Here is a 21,997-nt window from a genome sequence, read left to right on the forward strand (position 1 = left end):
TGTGTTATAAAGCTGCACGGATTTTTTTTGCATTCTCTTCAAGTATTTCTGGAGGCGTTACCATATCATTATGAGGGGTAAGCTCTATTCCCTCCATACGTGGTATAATATGAAAATGAAGGTGATAGACGGTTTGTTGACTAGCTGCTTCATTAAATTGCATGACAGTTATGCCATCTGCTTGAAAGGCTTTTTTGACAGCATTTGCAATTTTTTGAACAGCTTTAATAACAGGAAATAATGTTTCAGGATCTGCATCAAGTAAGTTTCTAGAGCCTTTTTTAGGAATGACCAGCGTATGACCTGGTGCCTGTGGCATGATATCCATAAATCCAATAACATCATCATCTTCGTAGACACGAACAGAAGGGATTTCATTGCGAATCAATTTAGCAAAAATATTATTATTGTCATAAGCTTGTTTCATACAAATATTTCCTTTTATCGTAAGTTTAAGATTCTAATTTAAAAACGAAAAAATGCAAGGTTTATCAGAGTGTAAGACAAAGAAGTACTTTGATTTCAGTTATATTTAGGATAATGCACTGTCTTAATGAAGGTTTAGATTTCTATGATGGCTTCAACTTCTACAGGAACATCCATAGGAAGAGAGGCAACACCAATAGCAGAACGGGCGTGTTTTCCAATTTCACCAAGGATATTGACGAATAAATTAGAAGCTCCATTGGCAACAAAAGGAATATCGGTAAAATGAGAATCTACAGCCACAAAAACAGTAATTTTGACTACACGTTTTATTTTATTTAAGTCACCCAGAGTTGCCTTGAGTTGCGCGAGAATATTGAGAGCGCAAGCTTCAGATGCTTTTTGGGCTTGTTCGGTATTCACAGTTGCACCAACTTTACCGATGGCTATAGGTTTTCCATTAATAAGAGGGAGTTGTCCAGAAATAAAGAGTTGATTGCCACTTTGTGAAGTGGTGATGTAATTGGCAAGGGGGGAGATTACTTCAGGAAGAGTGATTCCGAATTTTTCTAAGTTTTTTTCAATCATATTGGTCATAATTTTAACTCCATAGCTGCTTTATAATATATTCATTGCATAATCTATTTTTTGATTTAAGAAAATGTGTGGTTAATTGAGAAATTAGCCTTTTTTGCCTTATTGTATGATGTTATGCAACGGGGATAAAGTTCGGAAGTTGGGAATGATTAGATCATTATTTATAATAATTTTATATATTGTTTTTTTATGTACTGCGAGAGCTGAAGAGCCCATTTTTATTGTGCCTCATCGAGCAATTTATGATTTTCATCTCGATAGTGTTTCTCATGAAATGACAATTTCTGCGATGTCAGGACGAATGGTTTACGAGCTCACTGGTTCGGCATGCCAGGGCTATAGCACACGTTTTCGTTTCATTAGCCGTGTTCACATTGAAGATATGCCAGTACGTTTGACGGATCAACAGACGACGAGTTATGAAACAGGAGACAGCCGTACATTTCGTTTTAATATTACAGATCAAGAGGGAGAAGAGGTTGTGCATCGTGCCGAGGGGGTTGCGGAGCGTACGCAAGATGGTATTACAGTTACCTTAAAAAAGCCAAAGGGAAAAGAGTATAAGCTTGCAATGGCTGAATTTCCAATGATGCAACTAAAAAATATTATCCGCCATGCAAAAGCAGGAGATCATTTTTACAATGTTACTGTATTTGATGGGACAAATAAAGCAGATAAAGTTATAAAAGAAAGTATCGTCATAGGGGAAAAGAAAACGCTTTTATCTGATAGCGAAACGGAAAAAGTAAGAAAATTGGATGAAGAAGAATATTGGCCTGTTACAATTTCTTATTTTGATGATGGAGAAAATAAAGATGGCTTGCCGGTTTATCGTAGCAGTTTTCTCTTACATGAGAATGGTGTCATGCGAGATCTTCATATAGATTATGGAACTTTTTCAGTGCGTGCAAAATTGAACAGTCTCGAATTCTTGGAACTTGGAAAAGATCTTAATCAATGTGAAAATGCAAATATTAAATGATTAAAGAAAATAACTTGAAAAAGAATCAAATATTAGTATGTTTGCGCTATTCCACACGCGGAGTCTGGGTGTTTGCAAATGATCTGTGAGAAACTTCTAGCAAGCATCCGCCGGTAGCAGGTCTTCCTGCTTTTTCCGCGGAGGTTGAACCGGAAAGGATAAGATTTATGGCACTACCCGATTTTACTATGCACCAGCTTTTAGAAGCCGGTGTGCATTTTGGTCACCAGACTCATCGCTGGAATCCCAAAATGACTCCCTATATTTATGGTCAGCGTAATAATATCCATATTATTGACCTTGCTCAGACCGTTCCACTTTTACATCAAGCACTTAAACTTGTTTCAGATACTGTAGCGCGTGGTGGTCGTATTCTCTTTGTTGGTACGAAACGACAAGCATCTGACATTATCGCTGATGCGGCCAATCGTTCTGCCCAATATTACGTTAATGCGCGTTGGCTTGGTGGCATGCTCACGAATTGGAAAACGATTTCCAATTCAATACATCGTTTGCGTAAGCTTGACAAAATTCTTGCCGCTGAAGCACAAGGCTTTACCAAAAAAGAACGTTTAAATCTCGAACGTGATCGTGAAAAGCTTAATCGTGCGCTTGGTGGTATTAAAGATATGGGTTCTGTTCCAGATCTTATATTTGTTATCGATACAAATAAAGAAAATATTGCACTCCAAGAAGCAAAGCGTTTGGGTATTCCTGTAATTGCTATTATTGATACCAATTGTGATCCCGATGACGTGACACATCCAATACCAGGTAATGACGATGCTTCACGTGCAATTTCTCTTTATTGCGATCTTTTTGCCCGTGCTGCTCTTGATGGTATTGCACGCCAGCAAGGAGCAATGGGTATCGATTTAGGAGCTCAAGTTGATGCACCTGTGGAGCCTATTTTGGAAGAAAATGCAGTTTCAGAGGTTTCTGAATAATATAAAATGCCTAATTAAGGTACTTTTATTGTCTAAAGAAGAAGTTATAGGCGTGCAGAGGGATTTTGCACGCTTTCACTGTTACAAAATAAAGAGGCAAATATGAGCATTACTGCTGCACAAGTAAAAGAACTTCGAGAACTATCTGGCGCTGGTATGATGGACTGTAAAGCCGCCCTAGCAGAGACCAATGGTGATATGGAAGCTGCTGTTGATTGGCTTCGTAAAAAAGGAATAGCTAAAGCAGATAAAAAGGCTGGTCGTACAGCAGCTGAGGGATTAATCGGAGTCGTATCAAAAGATTCACATGCAGTTTTGGTTGAGATTAATTCTGAAACAGATTTTGTTGCACGCAATGATGGATTCCAAGACATCGTGCGTAAAGTAGCAACTGCTGCCTTAGATACGTCAGGGGATGTTGAATCTGTTTCTGTTTCTCTTTATCCAGGTTCTGAGAAGACTGTAGAGCTTACAATTAAAGATGCAATTGGCACAATTGGCGAAAATATGACATTTCGTCGTTCCGCTAAATTGTCTGTTGAGAATGGTGTTGTTGCGACTTATATACACAATAGTGTGGCTGATGGGCTTGGAAAACTTGGTGTTTTGGTTGCGATTGAAACAACAGGAAATAAAGAGGCTGCTCTTGCTTTTGGTCGGCAGGTCGCGATGCATATTGCGGCAACCAATCCATTAGCACTTACAGCACAAGGTGTTGATGCTTCTGCTGTTGAACGTGAAAAAGCAATTTTTTCAGATCAAGCACGTCAGTCTGGAAAGCCTGAAAATATCATTGAAAAAATGGTAGAAGGGCGTATGCGTAAATTTTTTGAAGAGGTTGTTTTGCTTTCACAGGCTTTTGTTATGAATCCTGATATGACTGTTGAGGCAGCTTTAAAGGACGCTGAGAAATCAATTGGTGCACCAGCAAAAATCACAGGCTTTATTCGTTTTGCACTAGGTGAAGGTGTAGAAAAAGAGGAGTCTGATTTTGCTGCAGAGGTTGCTGCTGCTGTAAAAGGCTAGTTATTGCAAACTCTTGATCAGAGATTTAAAGTCATATCATTGGTTGTAGAATCTCTGAGGGGAACAGTGTAATTGTTGAGAGGGCGTCACGTGAAAAAAGTGGTGCCCTTCGTGATGTCAAAAGCAAAAAGTAAATGGGCTTTTGGGGAGATTATTAATGGCATTAGCACTTCCGTATAAACGTATTCTTTTAAAGGCTTCTGGTGAAGCTCTTATGGGAGGGCAGAATTTTGGCATTGATGTTTCTGTTGTAGACCGTATTGCCGCTGATATTGCAGAAGTGCGCGCAATGGGGATAGAGGTTGCGGTTGTGATAGGTGGGGGAAATATTTTTCGTGGCGTTGCTGTTGCTTCGCATGGTGGAGAGCGAGTGACAGGTGATCATATGGGAATGCTTGCAACGGCTATTAACTCTTTAGCATTGCGAACATCATTGACAAAATTAGGCGTTGAAACGGTTGTGCTCTCTGCGATTGCTATGCCACAAATTTGTGAAAGTTTCTCGCAACGTAAAGCAATAGCTTATATGAATCAGGGAAAAGTTGTTATTTTTGCAGGGGGTACAGGAAATCCATTTTTTACCACTGATTCTGCTGCCACTTTACGTGCAGCAGAAATTGGTGCGGATGTCCTTCTTAAAGGAACACAAGTTGATGGTATTTATTCAGCAGATCCAAAAATAGACCCTACGGCTAAGCGTTTTGACCAATTAACACATGTTGAAGTTTTGCAATGGGGATTATCTGTTATGGATTCAACGGCGGTCACTTTAGCACGTGAGAACAATGTACCGATTATTGTGTACTCCATTCATGAAAAAGGCGGTTTGGCTAAGGTTTTGAATGGAACAGGACGCTTTACAATAGTATCGGAATAAGGGTAAGCTTCAAAGAACAATTGAAGGAGACAGAAATATGAATGTTACATCAATTATGGATGATCTGAAACGTCGCATGGATGGTGCTATTACGGCTTTTAAACATGAATTAGGTGGTTTGCGGACTGGACGTGCATCGGCCAGTTTATTAGAACCGTTGACCGTTGAATCTTATGGTTCTGTTGTGCATATAAATCAAGTTGCTAATATTTCTGTTCCTGAACCTCGGATGCTTTCTGTTTCTGTATGGGATAAAACGATGGTCGGAGCTGTAGAGCGCGCTATTCGCGATTCTGGTCTTGGTTTAAATCCCATAACTGATGGTACGAATTTACGTATTCCTTTGCCTGAGTTGAATGAAGAGCGCCGTAAAGAACTTGTAAAAATTGCGCATCACTATGCAGAGCAAGCGCGTGTTGCTACACGTCATGTTCGTCGGGATGGTCTGGACAATTTGAAAAAGTTAGAAAAAGATGGTGAAATTGGACAAGATGAAGCCCATAGTTTGTCTGAGAAAGTTCAAAAACTCACAGATGAAACTATTGCTGATATTGATAAAATTTTAGCCGTAAAAGAATCTGAAATTATGCACGTTTAAGACGATTTTGTCGCTAGAAAAAGGATGTTATATTCCCAGCCTGTAAATTGTTTCTAGGGATAATTGTAGGGCGTGGTGTGCTCTGTGGTAGCAAGGTGTTATGCAGGAAGGTATTCTATCATTTTGATATGGGAGAGACTGATTTGAAAGGGCAGATGTTTTTATTTTTTAGTCTGCGTGGTAAATCATGCCCTTTGGTGGGAGACACTATTTAACAGCATGGTGCGGTTTTTTAGTTGAACACGTCTTTGTTAAAATGCATAATGAAAGCATTATTAGAAATTATTCAAATATTCTAAGATGAAGGTTGGGGAAAGAATATAATGAAAAAAACAAGCCCAACCTTTCTCTTATTTCTCATTATAAAACATGTGAGTATAATTGATCAAGCAGATGTTATGTGGCGTAATTCGTTTTTTAATGACGAATAGTTGATAGAAAAGTATTTTTATACGAAACCTATATTAGTTAATTTGTATGGGGCAGAGGTAACTGCTTTTTTATTTTATATTTGAGAAAATATTAAAAAAATATTTTATAATTTTGACGGAGATTTTTGAAGCTGTTTTCATTGATTATTAGTTTCATAAGCGCTATCTTAGTAGACTGAATTATTTATGATAAATTATAAGAGAAATTATACAAGTATGAGATAAAAATACTGCGTAGGGGAGTTTTTCTTGCGTTAATTTTAGAGCTTGTATTTTCTATTTTTATTGTTTGGATGTTGTTTTGTCTAATTTGGTTTATCGTATTCTGACAGCTTTTGTTTTTGGCATTATTGCGTTGTATCTAACATGGTTGGGAGGAAACTTCTTTTTTTTATTTGTATGGTGTATTGGCGGTTTTGTTCTTTATGAGTGGATGAGTATTACTAAAGAGAAATGGTGTATTTTACAAAAAATATTAGCAAGTATCTTTTATTTAATCTTTGGCTTTTTTTTAGTGTTGAGTGTATCTGCTTCATTGATTTTTTGTGTTTTAATCGTTTTAGCTACAGTGTTAGCTATTATATCTATAAAAAAGAGTGGTTGGGTTTTTTGTGGTTTTTTATATGCCTCTTTTCCTGTTGTTGCTTTATGCTTTCTACGGGATCATGAACTGTTGGGGTTCCAAGTTGTTATTTTCTTATTTACGATAGTGTGGGGAACAGATATTGGTGGTTATTTTATCGGACGTGCATTAGGGGGCCCTAAATTAGCACCACAATTTTCTCCTAATAAAACATGGTCAGGAGCACTTGGTGGTACATTTGTCGGAGTTTTCGGTGGTATATGGGTTGCTTTTGGATTTTTTGATATAAATTTAGCCAGTTTTTTTGTGCCACTCCTTACACTTGTTTTGTCAATTGTTTCACAATTGAGTGATTTAGGGCAATCATGGCTCAAAAGACGGTTTTCTGTTAAAGATTCTAGTTCTTTATTGCCTGGACATGGTGGTTTTATGGATCGTATAGATGGATTGGTAGGGGCAGCTTTTCTTCTTTATTTAATTGGTTCATTTATGTCTGATATGGATGCGCCTTTTAATCTTTTTAGTATGATCTAATTGGGAGAAGATAGTTTGGAGTTTTTAAATCATATCGTCACTATGGGTGATTTTCTTTTAAGAAGTTTGAGTATTCTTTTCATCATTATGATTATCATTTTTGTGCACGAATTTGGGCACTATCTCATTGGTCGGTTGTGTGGTATTAAGGCGTTAATTTTTTCGCTTGGATTTGGACCAGAAATAGCGAGTTATACAGATAAGCATGGCACGAAGTGGCGTTTAGCACTTATCCCCTTAGGAGGTTATGTAAAATTTGTTGGGGATGAGGAAAAAATCGATACGGAATCATCCCAATCATCTCTGATTGTTGATGGTTCATTTGCTAGTGCGCATGCTTGGAAAAAAGCAGCAACTGTTTTTGCCGGTCCTTTCTTCAATGCTCTTTTTACTGTTGTTATTCTAACATTTTTTTTCTTTATCTATGGTCGTGTAGCCATTGAGCCCGTTGTTGGTTCTTTGGTAAAAGATAGCCCTGCTCTTCAATCCGGTTTGGAATTAGGTGATCGTTTTGTTGAAATGGATGGACGACGGGTTGAAAGCTTTGAAGATTTGATGAATTATGTAGCTTTTCACGGAAGAGAACCCATAGAGTTTAAAATAGAACGCATGGGGCGAGTCTTTACAACGATGATTACCCCAAAAGTCGTTGAGCGAGATGATGGATTTGGTAATCGAACACGAAGTGCTATGATAGGTGTAGGTGTTCCTGTTGATTTAAATAATCCTGCACATTTAGATCCAACTTATATAAAACATATTCGCTATGGTTTTGTAACAGCTGTAAGAAAAGCGTCAGATCGTACTGTGTTTATCGCCACTCAAACTGTTCTTTTTATGAGTCGTTTAATAGGAGGCAAAGAGGATCATTGTCGGCTAAGTGGACCTTCTAAAACCGTTAAAATTGCTTGGAAAGTGAGCGAGACAGGTTTTATCTCTTTGTTGAATTTGGCAGCTTTTCTTTCAATAAGTGTTGGGCTTATTAACCTTTTTCCGATTCTACCGCTTGACGGTGGGCATCTTTTATTGCATGTCATTGAGGTCATTACTGGGAGGAAAATATCTGCTAAAATTCAGGGAATCTTTTTTCGTTTAGGTTTTTCCATTCTTCTCCTTTTTATGATCTTTGTCTTTTTTAATGATTATTTTTGTTGGTTTAGCTAATTAAATTATGGAAAATGCTTTATAAATTAAGTAATAATAGCAAAAACAAATTGAAGGTTGTTTACCATGTCTACAAAATGTTGTGGCGTTGTACATTATAATGAGTAATTAAGGAATGAAAAGTCTCGCTGTAAAAAGGTTGTTATGGCAGTTAGCTTTTTAAGGCATCATGTCCAAGGAACGAGAGTAAGGTAAAAAAGCCAATGACTACGAATTCAAAGTTTTTAAATGCAGCATCTGTATTGGTGTTAAAGATGGGGATGATTGCCCCTGCAACGGTTTTTATGTCAATTGCTGCGGTCGGAGAAATACAAGCGTCTGTAGTCCGCTCTATTGAGGTTCGTGGGAATAAGTTTGTAAGTTCTCAGGCGATTCGAGACAATATGGGGATTAAGGTTGGGCAAGGTGTTTCCAGTGGTGATGTTGATAGTGCTGTGAAGAACCTTTTCGAATTGGGTTTATTTTATGATGTTAAAATAAATCCGGTGGGTGATAAATTGGTTGTATTCGTAAAAGAATATGAGGTTGTCAATCAAATATTGTTTCAAGGAAATAAATCTTTTAAAGACCCAGATCTTAAGCGGTTTATTTCTTTAAAACCAAATGAGCCTTTTAATTCTGCTAAGCTTTCTGCTGATATAAATACAATTCGTGAGGCTTATAAAACTCTTGGTCGTAATAATATCACTGTTAACGTTCAAACGATTAACCTTGGAAAAGGGCGGGTTAATGTGGTATTTAATGTCGTTGAAGGGAAAAAAACAAAGATTGGTGATATCACTTTTAAGGGCAATAATGTCTTTGGAAGTCGCCGTTTGCGTGATGTGATTTCAACAAAAACTTCAGGAATTTTTTCGAAGTTGTTGGGAGGTGATGTTTATAGTGAAGAGCGCCTCGCTGTTGATGAAGAAGCTTTACGTCGCTTTTATTATAACCGTGGTTATGCAGATTTTCGTGTAGTCTCTTCTAAAGCAACTTTTGATGCAGCAAGCAATACGTATAAAATTTCTTTTGTTCTTGATGAAGGGGCGCGTTATAAAATTAGTGATATTCAAGTTGAAAGTGATGTTGATGGAATTGACGTTCAATCTGTAAAAAGGATGCTTAAAACCCAGCCAGGTAATGTTTATAGTGCAGAAGATATTGAACAGTCTGTTGCAACTATTAATAACAAAGTTGCTGATTCGGGGTATGCTTTTGCTAAAGTTGAACCGCGGGGAAATCGTAATTTAGCAAATCATACAATTTCAATTTTATATAATATTGAACAGGGTACACGTGCTTATATTCAGCGTATTGATATACGTGGTAATGAGAAAACGCGTGATTATGTCATTCGTCGTGAGATTGATTTGAATGAAGGAGATGCCTACAATCAAACTTTATTACAGCGGGCAAAACGCCGTTTAGAAAGTTTAGGTTTTTTCAAAGCCGTTAATATTTCAATGGTTCCTACCGAGCAATCTGACCAAGTTGTTTTGGTGATAGATGTCGTTGAAGCTTCAACAGGAGATCTCTCTCTTTCAGGGGGGTATACAACGGGGGGAACAAGTCCTGGTATGTCACTTGAAGTTTCTGTTACTGAACGTAATCTTGGGGGACGTGGTCAATATGTTCGTTTAGGATTAGGTGCGGGGCAAGAAAAATCTCGTAATTATAATTTATCATTTGTTGATCCTTATTTCTTAGGGTATCGTTTATCTGCTGGCGTTGATGTTTTTCGTAGTACTTATCGTGCTGATAAAGCCTATGATGTACGGCAGACAGGTGGATCACTGCGGTTTTCGTTACCTATTAATAATCAATTATCTGCTAATGTAGCTTATTCTTATGTGCAGGAAGAATATGATTTTGGCGGAGAGTATGATTTTGACAAAGAGAGTGACATAATAGAATTATATGGGAAATATTCTGGTGCGATTGTTCAAGCTGCAAAACACAGCCCTTGGAAACGTTCATCAATTAGTTATGGTTTCACCTATAATACGATTGATGATATGAGATCCCCCCATGATGGGTGGTATGTGCATCTGCTTCAGGAATATGCAGGGCTTGGTGGGAGTGCAAAGTTCTTGAAGACCACGGGTAAGGCGATGATGTACAAGACTCTTTCTGACCAGAAGGATATCGTTGGTTTGCTTTCCTTTGGGGGTGGTTATATCCACGGAATGGGCCGAGATGGTGTTCGTATTTTCGATATGTTTAAGGCGAATACTGATATAATCAGAGGGTTCAAATATAATGGGATAGGCCCACGTCAGGTTTCCAATAAGGGTGAAGTTTATTTCTTAGGGGGAACAACATATATGAATGCGACTGCTGAAGTACAGTTTCCTATTCCTGTTGTGCCTGAAGGATTTGGGTTGCGCGGTGCTTTATTTGCGGATATTGCCACGCTTTATGGTAATAATTATAAGGCAGTTTTTAAAGGTGAGCCGCCTGTTACCAATACCAAAAGTGCTTGGCGCTCATCTGCAGGTGTGAGTTTGATGTGGGATTCTCCGTTTGGTCCTTTGCGTTTTGATTATGCTTGGCCAATAATGAAGCAGGAGGGGGATCGTGTGCAGCAATTAAACTTTGGTATTTCTACAAAGTTCTGATTTGAGCGATTTTAAGAAGGAAAAACTTGAAGAGAATAGCTTAAGCTGGGAGAGAAAGTGTTTTGATGGCGGATACATTTTTTTTTACGCCGTCCCGACGATTGACAGTTGCAAATGCTGCTGAGTTGACGGGTGCAAAGCTTCTTAATCCAGAGTTTTCTCATAAAGTTATCAATACTCTTTCTTCACTTGAGAGTGCTGTGGAGGGTTCGCTTGTTTTTGTAGAGCATCGGAAGTTTTCTGATGCTTTGCTGGATAGTTCTGCTGTTGCTGTTTTGTGTACGAATGAGATTGTTTTTAAAGTTCCCGAAACTATGGCAATTTTGGTGACATCCACACCACAGCGTGACTTTGCTCAGATTGGTCGTATTTTGTTTCCAGATTCTGTTAAGCCAATACCTTGGTTGGGGCAGAAGGGGATTTCATCGCATGCGCATATTCATCCAACGGCTAAGTTGGCGCATGATGTGTGTATTGAAGCGGGAGCTGTTATTGGTAAAAATGTTGAGATTGGTGCAGGAACTCTTATCTCATCCACAGCTGTTATCGGTGAAAATTGCCGTATTGGATGTGACTGCTATATTGCTCCTAAGGTAACAGTTCAGTGTTCTATAATAGGTGATAAAGTTCAGCTTTATCCTGGTGTTTGCATTGGACAAGATGGTTTTGGTTATGTTGGGGGCGTTTCTGGAATCGAGAAAATTCCACAGCTTGGTCGCGTTATTATTGAGGATGGTGTAGAAGTTGGTGCGAACACGACAATTGATCGTGGAACATTTCAAGATACTGTTATTGGTGAAGGAAGCAAGATTGATAATCTTGTACAAATTGCCCACAATGTAAAAATTGGTCGCTATTGTCTTATTGCCGCTCAATGTGGCATTGCGGGAAGTACATCTATAGGGGATATGTCTCAGCTTGGTGGAAGTGTGGGAGTAGCTGATCACATCATAATAGGTAAATCTGTTCAGATTGCTGCTCGTAGTGGTGTTATGAATGACATTCCGGATGGCGAAAAATGGGGAGGTAGTCCAGCGCGACCATTTAAACAATGGTTTCGTGAAGTAGCGGCGTTGCGCAGTATGGGAAAAGTTAAAAAGGAGAAACGCTGATATGATCAGCAGTGAAAAAACTAAAAACTTAGAGGCTGTCGATATTGAAAAACTATTATCAATATTACCGCACCGTTATCCATTTTTATTAATTGATCGTATCGTTGATATTGATGGTGAACAAGAAGCGATTGGTATTAAAAATATAACGATTAACGAGCCACATTTTACAGGACATTTTCCCTCAAAGCCTGTTATGCCTGGAGTTTTGATTTTAGAAGCTATGGCACAAACGGCAGGAGCAATAGCACTTTTAAATTTAGGCAATAAGCAAACAAATTTAGTTTACCTTATGACGGTTGATAATGCGAAATTTCGTAAGCCGGTTATGCCTGGTGATCAGCTCAAGATTCATGTTCAGCTTTTGAAAAAAAGATCTGGTATGAGACGTTTTTCATGTGTTGCAAAAGTAGAAGATGTCCGCGTCGCTGAAGCAGAAATTGCTGCGATGATTGTTGAAAAAGAATAAACGATATTTGATAGGAATTTAAAAATGTCCGGTACGAAAATCCATCCAACTGCTCTTGTGGAGAAGGGAGCGCAGCTTGGTGAGAATGTATGCGTTGGGCCGTTTTGCCATATTAGTTCAGAGGCTGTTATTGGTGATGAATGTAGTTTGACAAGTCATGTTGTAATAATGGGAAAGACGACTTTAGGAGCTAAGAGTAAAGTATTTTCTCATGCAGTTTTGGGCGCTGAACCGCAAAATAATAAACATAAAGGAGGGGCTACGACTCTTTTTATTGGTAAGAATTGTACGATTCGTGAAGGTGTAACAATGCATAGGGGTTCCGATTCGAGTGTAGGAATGACAGTTGTTGGTGATAATTGCCAATTTTTTTGTTATGCGCATATCGCTCACGATTGTCATGTAGGCAATCATGTAACATTTGCCAATAACGTAATGATTGCTGGTCATGTTACTGTTGGTGATTATGTGATTATCGGGGGTGGAGCTGCTGTTCATCAATTTGTTCGTGTTGGACATCATGCATTTATTGGCGGTGTATCTGCACTAGTTGGTGATCTGATTCCTTATGGAACAGCTGTTGGTGTGCAGGCAAAACTTGCCGGACTTAATATTATTGGCATGAAGCGTGCAGGCCTTGGGCGTCAGGATATTCACGCACTACGTCATGCGGTTGCGATGCTTTTTGATCATAGCAAACCATTTAAAGAGCGTGTTAGTGATGTTGCTTCTTTTTATTCTTCTTCTCAGTCTGTTTCTGAAGTTGTTAATTTTATTAAAGAAGAAGGAAAGCGTTTTTATTGTACACCAAAATTTGAAGATAATAGAATAAAAGAACATAAGGATTAAAAATGCCTATTTACGGTGCCAGAAATTTTCTTTCCGGCCGTACTGCCGTTATAGCAGGAAATGGTGTTCTACCGATTACTGTTGCGCAGGTTCTTGAGAAGAATGGGCAAAATCCTTTTCTTGTACTTTTGCGTGGTGAAGCAGATTCTATTCTTTATCGTTATGAGCATTGCGAGCTATCAATTGTAGAGTTAGCACAACTCGTTAAAATCTTAAAAGAGGTTGGAGTTTATAATGTTGTTTTGGCAGGTGGTGTGAAAAAGCGACCACTTCTTAAACAATTGCGACTGGACTGGACAACATTTTTAGCTCTGCCTAAGTTAATCGGAGCTTTGAGGAAGGGAGATGATGCGTTATTAAAAGCTTTTATACGGATTATTGAAGCGCATGGTTTTTGTGTTATCGGTGCCCATGAAATAGTACCAGATCTTTTAGCTCCCATAGCATTTAATTTAACAATACGGCGTGCTACGCCAAAAGAGAAAAAAGATATTTTTTTAGCAGCAGAAGCAGCAAAACTTTTAGGTCAATTGGATATTGGACAAGCCGTTGTTGTTGTTCAGGGAAGGGTGGTTGCTTTGGAGGGCGCTGAGGGAACTGATAATATGTTGTGGCGTGTTTGTGAAATGCGAGAAAGAGGGCAAATTCCCTCTAAGGGTGGTGTTCTTGTAAAATGTGCAAAACCACAACAGGATAATCGCGTTGATTTGCCATCAATTGGTCCCGCGACAATAATGAATATTGCAAAGAGTGGTTTATCTGGTGTTGCGGTGGAGGCAAATAGAAGTCTAATATTATCAGTGAAAACAACAATAGAAAAAGCCAACAAATATTCTCTATTTATAGAGACATTTGAGAAGTTTGGTCATGAATAATTGTTTCTTAAAGATTGCAGTGGTTTCAGGTGAGGAATCTGGTGATTTACTTGGGGCCGATCTAATTTCTTGTTTATCACAACAGATAGGATGCAATATTCATTTGATTGGTGTTGGAGGGAGTCATTTAAAGGCATTAGGCTTAAAAAGCTTTTTTGATTCCCATGATATTGCTTTAATAGGTTTAAAGGAGGTGTTGAAAAAACTACCGTTGTTGTTGCTACACATTCGCAATTTATCCAAATTTATTGCACAAGAACAACCTGATTGTTTAATTATTATTGATAGTCCTGATTTCACGCATCGTATTGCAAAAAAGGTACGTGCTTTAGCGCCTTCTATTCCTATCATTAAATATATTGCACCAACCGTTTGGGCATGGAGGCCAGAGCGTGCAAAAGCTATGTGTGGATTTGTTGATCATGTTTTAGCGGTTTTTCCTTTTGAAGAAAAGATTATGCAAGATTTGGGAGGCCCTGCTACGACCTATGTTGGACATCGTCTTTTGACATATCCTCCCCTTTTGAGAGTTCAGTCAGAAAAAAAAAGCCAATTAGAACAAAGAAATTTGATCGATACACAAGTATTATCGCCTACATTAGTTATTTTGCCAGGATCGCGCAATTTAGAGATTCGTTCTTTAATGCCTATTTTTCGAGAAACAGTAGAGATTCTTGTACAACGTATTCCTCATTTACGTATTATTTTACCAACCTTACCTCATTTGGTAGATAGAATCCGGGACTTTGTGCAGGGCTGGAAAAGCAAGATAGAAATTGTAGTTGGTGAAGATGAAAAATGGCGTGCTTTTGCACAAGCAGATGTTGCTCTTGCTGCACATGGAACTGTTTCACTTGAATTAGCCTTAGCAAAAGTTCCTATGGTTCTTTGCTATAAACTTGATTATTTTTCTAAATTATTCATTTTTCCTAAAATGATGTTATGGAGCGCTGCTCTTCCGAATATTATTGCTGATAAGCCTATTGTTTCGGAATATTTGAATGAATTAATCCGTCCTGGCATGTTAGCAAGACAGGTAGAACAACTTTTGGCTAATCCTTTATTGCGACAGGCACAACTTGATTCCTTTGAGATGGTAGAACAGAAAATGAAAACTGAAGTACCATCGGGGGTTGTTGGCGCACAAACAATTATCACTCTTTTAAAAAGTAGGAATAAAATTGTATAAATAAAGCAATATTTTAATGATTAATATTTAATTTTAGCAAGAAATTCACAAGCACGTTGGCTTTTAGGATTGGTAAAAAATTTTTCAGATGCTGTATCTTCAACAATTTTTCCGTTTTCTAGAAAGAGTATTCTTTCTGAGACTTTCCGTGCGAAGTCCATTTCATGAGTAACACAAAGCATTGTGATTCCTGTATCTGCTAATTGAGCCATTACTTGCAAAACTTCTCCTACACTTTCTGGATCAAGAGCAGAGGTTGGTTCGTCAAAAAGCATTACTTCAGGTTCCATACAAAGTGCACGGGCAATCGCAACACGCTGTTGTTGCCCACCAGAGAGTTGTAAAGGATATTTTTCACAGTGTTTTTCAATACCGACATGCGTTAAGTAATGAATTGCTCGTTCTTTTGCTTGTTGTTTGGAAAGACCTTGAACTGTCATAGGGGCTAAAATACAATTTTGTATAACGCTCATGTGGGGGAATAAATTAAAGTTCTGAAAGACCATTCCTATCTTACGGAGAACATTTTTTTGCTGTTGTATAGGGGCGGTATGGATATCAACGTTATGGATACGGATCGAACCTTTTTGTGCTTGTTCTAATTGATTAATACAACGAATTAACGTTGATTTTCCAGATCCGGATGGGCCACAAATAACGATATGTTCACCAGTTTGAACATCAAAGTTGATATCATGTAGAACCTGAAAGTTTCCGTACCATTTATTGAGGTTTCGAATGGAGATCACAGGGTTTTTATTGGGAGAGATCGATTGATTATTTTTCAAATTCATCTTGTTTTATTCTTTCATTGATGAATGAATTTATTAATTCAACATTTTGATTTGGTAAAGTTCTTTTATGATCATTTATTTATCGTAAATATCGAGTGAGGCGATGTTCGATAAAAACAATAAAACGATGAATGAGTTCAACAATAAAAAGATAGATAAGGGCTGCCCAAACGTAAACTTGAAAATCGAATGTACGTGAATAAGTGAGTTTAGCAATCCCCATTAAATCATAAACAGTAATAAGTGAGGCAATGGCACTGGATTTAATCATTAAAATCAACTCATTGCCTAGAGGGCGTAATGCTATAATCATTGCTTGTGGAAGAATAACTTTAAAAAATGTGACAGAGTTGCTTAAACCTAAAGCTTTTGATGCTTCACGTTGCCCAGTTGTTACGGATAAAAAACTTCCTTTAAAGATCTCAGATTGATAGGCAGCAGAATTGAGTGTAAAAATAAAAAGACAACAATACCACGCGTTTTGAAAAAACCACCATAGACCAACCTGTTGCCAAAAATTGTTCATTGAACCAAGCCCATAATAAAAAAGGAAGAGTTGGGCTAACAAAGGAGAGCCGCGAAAAAAATAGACATAAGCATTTGCGAAATATTGTAAAAACGTATTCTTTGATAAACGCGCAAAAGCGATAAGCATACCAAGGAAAAAACCAAGAGAACAAGAAATAGAAACAAGCTCAACAGTAACAATAAAGCCATCAACAAATTTGGGGCCATAACGGCTTAAAAGATCAGGATTAAAAAGGAAATAAAGCCACTCCGGAATCATTAACCTAGCACCTTTTTATAGCCTATTTGAGTGTATGTTTCCACATAGCGTAATATTGTAGAAAAAAACGCTGAAAATAATAAATAGAGTAAGCATGCTACAAGATAAAATAGCATGGGTTTATTGGTTGCCGCGACAGCTAAATTCGTTTGTCGCATGAGGTCAACAAGCGCGATAGTTGAAACGAGGGATGTATCTTTCAGTAAAGTAAGCCAATTATTAGAAAGTCCTGGTAAGGCATTTCGGATGAGCTGAGGGAAGACAATACGAAAAAATGTGGTTGATCGTGAAAGGCCTAAAGCTTTGGCAGCTTCATATTGACCTTTATCAAAAATATTAAATGCTCCAAGCCAAACTTCACAAGAGAAAGCTGCAAAAACCAGACTGAGTGCAAGGACACCAGCAACAAAAGCATTGATGCTGAACATGATTTCAAGATTAAAATAGTCAAAGGCATTTTGAATAAGGTTTTGTAATCCATAGTAAACTAAAAACAGAGTTAAAAGCTCTGGTAATCCACGAAATACCGTTGAAAAGAGACGTGCTAGAGCTTTAGCTATCTTAATATTGGATCGAATCATTACTGCATTGAGAAGACCTAAGGGAAGCCCTAGAAGGCCACAGCACAACGCCAATGACAATGTCATTCCTGCACTGGAAAGTATAACCGCTCCCCATCCACCATTGCTAAATGATAGCAATGCTAAATTTTCAATCATTCTTGTGTTCCTCATGAAAGAGTTAGATAATGTTTTTTAGAAATAGACAGTAGGTTGCATTTAAATATCACATTGATATTTAATAAACATCATTTGTAAAATATTTTCTCATAATTTTCTCATAAGTTCCATCCAAACGGATTTCTTTTATTGCTTCATTGAACTTATTTTTAAGATCATTATTATTTTGACGGATTGCAATTGCAACAGGAAACTTTGTTTCTTCCAGAGTTCCTAGGAGGAAACAGCAATCTTTTCCTTCATTTTTAAGCCAATTTAACGCTTCTAATTTATCAACAATAATCATATCAAGTCGATGATTTAAGAGGTCACGATTCATTTCTATTGTGGAAGGATAGAGTTTGATTTTTACCTCTTTAGAGGCATAATGATCTTCCGCATACAAAGCTTGTGTTGTATTGGATTGCACACCAAGATTTTTACCTCTAAAGCTTTGTGTTGAGAGTTCCTTAATTCCTGAATCTTTAGTAACAATGACAGCCAGTGCTGTGTCATAGTAAGGATCTGTAAAGTCAATTTTTTGTAAACGCTCTTGTGTATGAGAGAGAGAAGCAACAATAGCGTCATATTTTTTTGCAATAAGTCCGGGGATCATTCCCTCGAAATCTTGCGTGACAATAGTACACTCAACATTCATTTTTTTACAAAGTGCATAAGATATATCAATATCAAATCCCTGCAGTTTGTTATTTGAGTCAATATAACTAAAAGGAGGATAGGTGCCTTCACTCGCAATTTTTAATGTTTTCGCATCAGCCAATTGGGCGAATAGCGCGGCGCTTATTATAAGAGCTCCAGCTAATAGTTTCATGATATTCTCCTATTGGATAAGCGGGCAAATATGAAATCGTCACGTTTTATAATCTGTAAGCTTTTTGGGAGCAATGCAAAAATTTATCGGCGTTTATTTTAGATCATTATGTTGCAGATTATTATCAAAAAATTATCTTTTTTATTGATTTAAAGAAAATGAATATCTTATTGCTTTTATGATGGCTTAATTTTCATAAAATGAGTGCTTTGCATTATCTCATAAATAAAAATCGAGAAATTTTCTTGCAAAATAAGGCTATTCAATTTGAACATGAAGAAAAAATTAGATTTTTATAAAATAAAAATACAATCTCAATTATTATTAGATTCCATGAAAGGTTTAAATATCGAGAAACAATTAAAAATTAACTTTTTATAAATATAAATTTTTCTTATAAAAATACTGGGTTTTCAATCATACTTGCATATTCAACAAAGAGTTTGAAAATATTCCTTAAATATAAAGCTTCAAGTTTAATTCATAGTGATATTTAATCGATATCGAATGCAAAATACTTTCTCATAATTTCATCATAGGTTCCATCGGCGCGGATTTCTTCTATTGCTTTATTGAACTTATTTTTAAGATCAGTATTATTTTGACGGAGTGCAATTGCAATAGGAAATTTTGTTTCTTCTAAAGTTCCTAGAAGCTCGCAGCAATCCTTTCCTTCATTTTCAAGCCAATTTAATGCTTTTAATTTATCAAAGATGATTATATCAAGCCGATGGCTTAAAAGGTCACGAGTAACTTCTATTGCTGTAGGATAAAGTTTGATATTCACTTCTCCAGAGGCATAATGGTCTTCTGAATATGAAGCCTGTGTTGTATTTGATTGTACACCAAGATTTTTACCTTTAAAGCTTTGTGTTGAGATCTCTTTAATTCCCGAATTTTTGCTAACAATAACAGCGAGTACTGTATTGTAGTAAGGATCTGTAAAATCAATTTTTTGTAAGCGCTCTTTTGTAGGAGAAAGGGAAGAAATGATAGCATCGTATTTTTTGGCAATAAGTCCGGGAATCATTCCCTCGAAGTCTTGTACGACGATAGTGCATTCAATATTCATTTTTTTACAAAGTGCATAAGCTATATCAATATCAAATCCTTGCAGTTTATTATTTGAGTCAATATAACTAAATGGCGGATAAGAAGCATCGCTTGCAATTTTCAGCGTTTGAGAATTGGCCGATAGGGTAAACAGTGTCGCGCTTATTATAAGAGCTCCTGCTAATAATTTCATTATGTTCTCCTATTAGATAAGCTGGCAAATATGAAACCATCATGAATTTTTATAATCTTTAAGCTCTTTGGGAGCAATGTAAAAAATTGAGTTGTTTTCATTATGCTGGATATTATTATCAAAAAAATAATTTATTTTTATCAAGCATGGGAATAGAAAATACAGGAAAGAAGTAAACCTCTTATCGCTTATATAATGAATTTTAATAATTTTATTTAAAAATCAGTAAATTATCTTTAAAAGAAAAACTATTAATTTAAATACAAAGAAAATTTTAGTCCTTAACAGGATAAAATATTATTATTTCCACTTTTTATATGAAATGCAGAATGTCAAAATAAATTTATTTTCTAACAATTGTGAAGATTTTCTTCTAAGAAGTTTGATTTTAGCCGATGATGTTTAAGATGAATGCCTGTATAGGATATAATCATTATAACAAGTTGATCTTTATAGCTATTCTTATAGAAAGAGTCATTTTGCATAGCAAATTTTAAGAGTGCATTTCATTTTCATTCTAATCTACTGTATTTGAAGAAGATAGAAAGAAAAATTCTGACATTGCTAAGTTTTAATATGTAATAAGGGTTTTAAATATGAGGGAATCATAGAAAATACGTTTCATTGAAAATAATGAGAATTATAGGGTAAAATTTTCAATTTCTTTTTACTAAATGTGTAGCTAATTTTCAAAAGAGTATTATCAATTTATTGACAGAGCCAAAATTTAGAATTTTTTCGTAAATTTTTTATGATGATGTTCTTTGGCGAGAAAGAGCTTTAAAATGAGGTTTTATAAAAATCCTTAAAGGATGCTTTTTGATCACTTTCAATAAAGCCTCAGTAAACTGAAGCTTTATTGATTGATTTATCTCTTTAATTTACACGTTCATCTATAGGAACATAGTCACGCATAGCATAACCTGTGTAAAGTTGTCGAGGACGACCAATTTTTTGGGCAGGGTCTTCAATCATTTCTTTCCATTGTGCCACCCACCCAACACTGCGTGCTAATGCAAAAAGAACAGTAAACATTTCGGTTGGAAAACCTAAAGCTTTTAATGTAATGCCGGAATAAAAATCAACATTGGGATAAAGCTTTTTCTCAATAAAATATTCATCACTTAAAGCAATTTTTTCAAGCTCTATTGCAATATCAAGAAGCGGGTCATCTTGAATGTTGAGTTCTTTTAAAACTTCATGACAAGTTTTTTGCATGATTTTTGCACGTGGATCATAATTTTTATAGACACGATGCCCAAAGCCCATAAGGCGGAAAGGATCATTTTTATCTTTTGCACGTGCAATAAATTCAGGAATTCTTTTAATAGAACCTATTTCTTGTAGCATTTTTAGACATGCTTCATTGGCACCACCATGTGCTGGTCCCCAAAGGCATGCAACACCTGCTGCAATACAGGCAAACGGATTAGCACCTGAGGATCCAGCAAGACGCACTGTAGATGTAGAAGCATTTTGTTCATGATCTGCATGAAGGATAAAGATTTGATCCATCGCTCGGGCAAGCACTGGATTTATTTTATATTCTTCACAAGGAACAGCAAAACACATATGGAGGAAATTTGCAGCATAACTAAGATCATTGCGTGGATAAACAAAGGCTTGTCCGATACTGTATTTATAGGCCATAGCAGCAAGCGTTGGAACTTTTGAGATAAGACGTACAGAAGCAATCATTCTCTGGTGAGGATCTGTAATATCAATAGAGTCGTGATAGAACGCAGACATAGCGCCAAGGCAGGCAACCATGACGGCCATGGGATGAGAGTCACGACGGAAGCCGTGGAAGAAACGTGAAAACTGCTCGTGGACCATGGTATGCTGCATAATACATCGATCAAAGTCGTTTTTTTCTTTCTGTGTTGGGAGTTCACCATAAAGGAGAAGATAACAACTTTCGAGAAAGTCTCCTTTTTCAGCCAATTGGTCGATAGGATAACCACGATAAAGCAATATGCCTTTATCACCATCAATATAAGTAATTTTTGATTCACAAGAAGCTGTTGAAGTAAAACCAGGATCATAAGTAAAAATATCGGTTTTTTTGTAGAGAGAAGCAATTTCGATGACTTCAGGTCCACTTGTGCCTTTACGCAGGGGAAGTTCTACTTTTTTATCATTCACAATAAGATGTGCGTTATTCTCAGACATTCGGTATTCCTTTCAGATCCTTCGCTTCTAAAAATTAAGACTCTGCTTCATCAGAGTAGGAGATATACAATAACTGAAGCTTTTCTTACTTATACTAAGGGCAGATTGCCTCTAAAAGTGAGTACATGCAATCTAAAATATTTCCTTAGCGATCATTATTACTCAATACAAATTGTATTTCAATGATA

Annotated in this window: 21 protein-coding genes; 13 read left to right on the forward strand and 8 right to left on the reverse strand. The window is 36.9% G+C overall.

Annotation, left to right across the window (positions count from 1 at the left end; translation table 11 throughout):
• Window positions 1-4: 4 nt before the first annotated feature.
• Together ACFILZ_RS06880 and ACFILZ_RS06885 are read right to left on the reverse strand one after the other, a co-directional pair.
• Window positions 5-427 carry an HIT family protein gene (locus tag ACFILZ_RS06880; RefSeq protein ID WP_375607220.1) on the reverse strand — a complete coding sequence of 141 codons (423 nt, stop codon included), beginning with the start codon at window positions 425-427 and terminating at the stop codon, window positions 5-7.
• A gap of 134 nt (window positions 428-561) precedes the next feature.
• Entirely contained in the window at window positions 562-1,023 is a 462-nt protein-coding gene (locus ACFILZ_RS06885; RefSeq protein ID WP_375607219.1) for a RidA family protein, read from the reverse strand.
• 145 nt (window positions 1,024-1,168) lie between these two features.
• Between ACFILZ_RS06885 and ACFILZ_RS06890 the strand changes: the two genes are divergently transcribed.
• The 13 genes from ACFILZ_RS06890 (at window position 1,169) to lpxB (ending at window position 15,259) form a co-directional block, all read left to right on the forward strand.
• Window positions 1,169-2,005 (forward strand): cell envelope integrity EipB family protein, encoded by an 837-nt coding sequence (locus ACFILZ_RS06890; protein ID WP_375607218.1) that lies wholly within the window; start codon window positions 1,169-1,171, stop codon window positions 2,003-2,005.
• 167 nt (window positions 2,006-2,172) lie between these two features.
• Entirely contained in the window at window positions 2,173-2,952 is a 780-nt protein-coding gene (gene rpsB, locus ACFILZ_RS06895) for a 30S ribosomal protein S2 (protein WP_273788135.1), read from the forward strand.
• 102 nt (window positions 2,953-3,054) lie between these two features.
• Entirely contained in the window at window positions 3,055-3,978 is a 924-nt protein-coding gene (tsf, locus tag ACFILZ_RS06900; RefSeq protein ID WP_375607216.1) for a translation elongation factor Ts, read from the forward strand.
• Between the two features lie 157 nt (window positions 3,979-4,135).
• Window positions 4,136-4,855, forward strand: a complete 720-nt coding sequence (pyrH, locus tag ACFILZ_RS06905; RefSeq protein ID WP_375610636.1) for a UMP kinase — start codon at window positions 4,136-4,138, stop codon at window positions 4,853-4,855.
• 37 nt (window positions 4,856-4,892) lie between these two features.
• Window positions 4,893-5,453, forward strand: a complete 561-nt coding sequence (gene frr / locus ACFILZ_RS06910) for a ribosome recycling factor (protein ID WP_273790667.1) — start codon at window positions 4,893-4,895, stop codon at window positions 5,451-5,453.
• Window positions 5,454-6,185: 732 nt separating this feature from the next.
• Window positions 6,186-7,001: a phosphatidate cytidylyltransferase gene (locus ACFILZ_RS06915; protein ID WP_375607214.1), complete on the forward strand. Its 816-nt coding sequence runs from the start codon at window positions 6,186-6,188 to the stop codon at window positions 6,999-7,001.
• A 15-nt stretch (window positions 7,002-7,016) separates the two neighbouring features.
• A complete protein-coding gene (locus ACFILZ_RS06920; protein WP_375610637.1) occupies window positions 7,017-8,165 on the forward strand; it encodes an RIP metalloprotease in 1,149 nt (382 codons plus the stop codon).
• A 203-nt stretch (window positions 8,166-8,368) separates the two neighbouring features.
• Window positions 8,369-10,765 carry an outer membrane protein assembly factor BamA gene (gene bamA / locus ACFILZ_RS06925; RefSeq protein ID WP_375607212.1) on the forward strand — a complete coding sequence of 799 codons (2,397 nt, stop codon included), beginning with the start codon at window positions 8,369-8,371 and terminating at the stop codon, window positions 10,763-10,765.
• Window positions 10,766-10,830: 65 nt separating this feature from the next.
• A complete protein-coding gene (gene lpxD, locus ACFILZ_RS06930) occupies window positions 10,831-11,877 on the forward strand; it encodes a UDP-3-O-(3-hydroxymyristoyl)glucosamine N-acyltransferase (protein WP_375607211.1) in 1,047 nt (348 codons plus the stop codon).
• Between the two features lies 1 nt (window position 11,878).
• Window positions 11,879-12,346, forward strand: a complete 468-nt coding sequence (gene fabZ / locus ACFILZ_RS06935; protein WP_375607210.1) for a 3-hydroxyacyl-ACP dehydratase FabZ — start codon at window positions 11,879-11,881, stop codon at window positions 12,344-12,346.
• Window positions 12,347-12,370: 24 nt separating this feature from the next.
• Entirely contained in the window at window positions 12,371-13,195 is an 825-nt protein-coding gene (gene lpxA, locus ACFILZ_RS06940; RefSeq protein WP_375610638.1) for an acyl-ACP--UDP-N-acetylglucosamine O-acyltransferase, read from the forward strand.
• 2 nt (window positions 13,196-13,197) lie between these two features.
• On the forward strand, window positions 13,198-14,070 hold the full coding sequence (locus tag ACFILZ_RS06945; protein ID WP_375610639.1) for an LpxI family protein: 873 nt from the start codon (window positions 13,198-13,200) through the stop codon (window positions 14,068-14,070).
• Window positions 14,063-15,259, forward strand: coding sequence for a lipid-A-disaccharide synthase (lpxB, locus tag ACFILZ_RS06950; protein WP_375610640.1), 1,197 nt, complete (start codon window positions 14,063-14,065; stop codon window positions 15,257-15,259). Before ACFILZ_RS06945 ends, lpxB begins: the two co-directional genes overlap by 8 nt.
• Before the next feature lie 20 nt (window positions 15,260-15,279).
• On the opposite strand, the gene ACFILZ_RS06955 is transcribed toward lpxB, so the two are convergent.
• The 6 genes from ACFILZ_RS06955 to gltA all read right to left on the reverse strand — a co-directional run bounded on the left by ACFILZ_RS06955 (window position 15,280) and on the right by gltA (window position 21,809).
• The gene (locus ACFILZ_RS06955) at window positions 15,280-16,053 is read right to left on the reverse strand and encodes an amino acid ABC transporter ATP-binding protein (protein WP_375610641.1); all 774 of its coding nucleotides are present in this window, start codon (window positions 16,051-16,053) and stop codon (window positions 15,280-15,282) included.
• A gap of 79 nt (window positions 16,054-16,132) precedes the next feature.
• The gene (locus tag ACFILZ_RS06960) at window positions 16,133-16,840 is read right to left on the reverse strand and encodes an ABC transporter permease (protein WP_375607205.1); all 708 of its coding nucleotides are present in this window, start codon (window positions 16,838-16,840) and stop codon (window positions 16,133-16,135) included.
• Entirely contained in the window at window positions 16,840-17,559 is a 720-nt protein-coding gene (locus ACFILZ_RS06965) for an ABC transporter permease (protein ID WP_375607204.1), read from the reverse strand. The genes ACFILZ_RS06960 and ACFILZ_RS06965 overlap by 1 nt, the downstream gene beginning before the upstream one ends.
• A 79-nt stretch (window positions 17,560-17,638) precedes the next feature.
• The gene (locus tag ACFILZ_RS06970; protein ID WP_375608543.1) at window positions 17,639-18,391 is read right to left on the reverse strand and encodes a transporter substrate-binding domain-containing protein; all 753 of its coding nucleotides are present in this window, start codon (window positions 18,389-18,391) and stop codon (window positions 17,639-17,641) included.
• 493 nt (window positions 18,392-18,884) lie between these two features.
• Window positions 18,885-19,637 carry a transporter substrate-binding domain-containing protein gene (locus ACFILZ_RS06975; RefSeq protein WP_375608544.1) on the reverse strand — a complete coding sequence of 251 codons (753 nt, stop codon included), beginning with the start codon at window positions 19,635-19,637 and terminating at the stop codon, window positions 18,885-18,887.
• 876 nt (window positions 19,638-20,513) lie between these two features.
• On the reverse strand, window positions 20,514-21,809 hold the full coding sequence (gltA, locus tag ACFILZ_RS06980) for a citrate synthase (RefSeq protein WP_375609502.1): 1,296 nt from the start codon (window positions 21,807-21,809) through the stop codon (window positions 20,514-20,516).
• Window positions 21,810-21,997 lie beyond the last annotated feature (188 nt).

The organism is Bartonella sp. AP40SXNS (assembly GCF_042195825.1).
GTDB lineage: Bacteria > Pseudomonadota > Alphaproteobacteria > Rhizobiales > Rhizobiaceae > Bartonella.

Bases quoted from the DNA above. Each gene is read 5' to 3' on its own strand.
- fabZ (WP_375607210.1), top strand. From the start codon at position 11,879: ATGATCAGCAGTGAAAAAACTAAAAACTTAGAGGCTGTCGATATTGAA.
- ACFILZ_RS06885 (WP_375607219.1), bottom strand. From the start codon at position 1,023: ATGACCAATATGATTGAAAAAAACTTAGAAAAATTCGGAATCACTCTT.
- bamA (WP_375607212.1), top strand. From the start codon at position 8,369: ATGACTACGAATTCAAAGTTTTTAAATGCAGCATCTGTATTGGTGTTA.
- frr (WP_273790667.1), top strand. From the start codon at position 4,893: ATGAATGTTACATCAATTATGGATGATCTGAAACGTCGCATGGATGGT.
- pyrH (WP_375610636.1), top strand. From the start codon at position 4,136: ATGGCATTAGCACTTCCGTATAAACGTATTCTTTTAAAGGCTTCTGGT.
- ACFILZ_RS06975 (WP_375608544.1), bottom strand. From the start codon at position 19,637: ATGAAATTATTAGCAGGAGCTCTTATAATAAGCGCGACACTGTTTACC.
- ACFILZ_RS06890 (WP_375607218.1), top strand. From the start codon at position 1,169: ATGATTAGATCATTATTTATAATAATTTTATATATTGTTTTTTTATGT.
- lpxB (WP_375610640.1), top strand. From the start codon at position 14,063: ATGAATAATTGTTTCTTAAAGATTGCAGTGGTTTCAGGTGAGGAATCT.
- ACFILZ_RS06970 (WP_375608543.1), bottom strand. From the start codon at position 18,391: ATGAAACTATTAGCTGGAGCTCTTATAATAAGCGCCGCGCTATTCGCC.
- ACFILZ_RS06960 (WP_375607205.1), bottom strand. From the start codon at position 16,840: ATGATTCCGGAGTGGCTTTATTTCCTTTTTAATCCTGATCTTTTAAGC.
- ACFILZ_RS06965 (WP_375607204.1), bottom strand. From the start codon at position 17,559: ATGATTGAAAATTTAGCATTGCTATCATTTAGCAATGGTGGATGGGGA.
- tsf (WP_375607216.1), top strand. From the start codon at position 3,055: ATGAGCATTACTGCTGCACAAGTAAAAGAACTTCGAGAACTATCTGGC.
- lpxD (WP_375607211.1), top strand. From the start codon at position 10,831: ATGGCGGATACATTTTTTTTTACGCCGTCCCGACGATTGACAGTTGCA.
- rpsB (WP_273788135.1), top strand. From the start codon at position 2,173: ATGGCACTACCCGATTTTACTATGCACCAGCTTTTAGAAGCCGGTGTG.
- ACFILZ_RS06945 (WP_375610639.1), top strand. From the start codon at position 13,198: ATGCCTATTTACGGTGCCAGAAATTTTCTTTCCGGCCGTACTGCCGTT.
- ACFILZ_RS06880 (WP_375607220.1), bottom strand. From the start codon at position 427: ATGAAACAAGCTTATGACAATAATAATATTTTTGCTAAATTGATTCGC.
- gltA (WP_375609502.1), bottom strand. From the start codon at position 21,809: ATGTCTGAGAATAACGCACATCTTATTGTGAATGATAAAAAAGTAGAA.
- ACFILZ_RS06955 (WP_375610641.1), bottom strand. From the start codon at position 16,053: ATGAATTTGAAAAATAATCAATCGATCTCTCCCAATAAAAACCCTGTG.
- lpxA (WP_375610638.1), top strand. From the start codon at position 12,371: ATGTCCGGTACGAAAATCCATCCAACTGCTCTTGTGGAGAAGGGAGCG.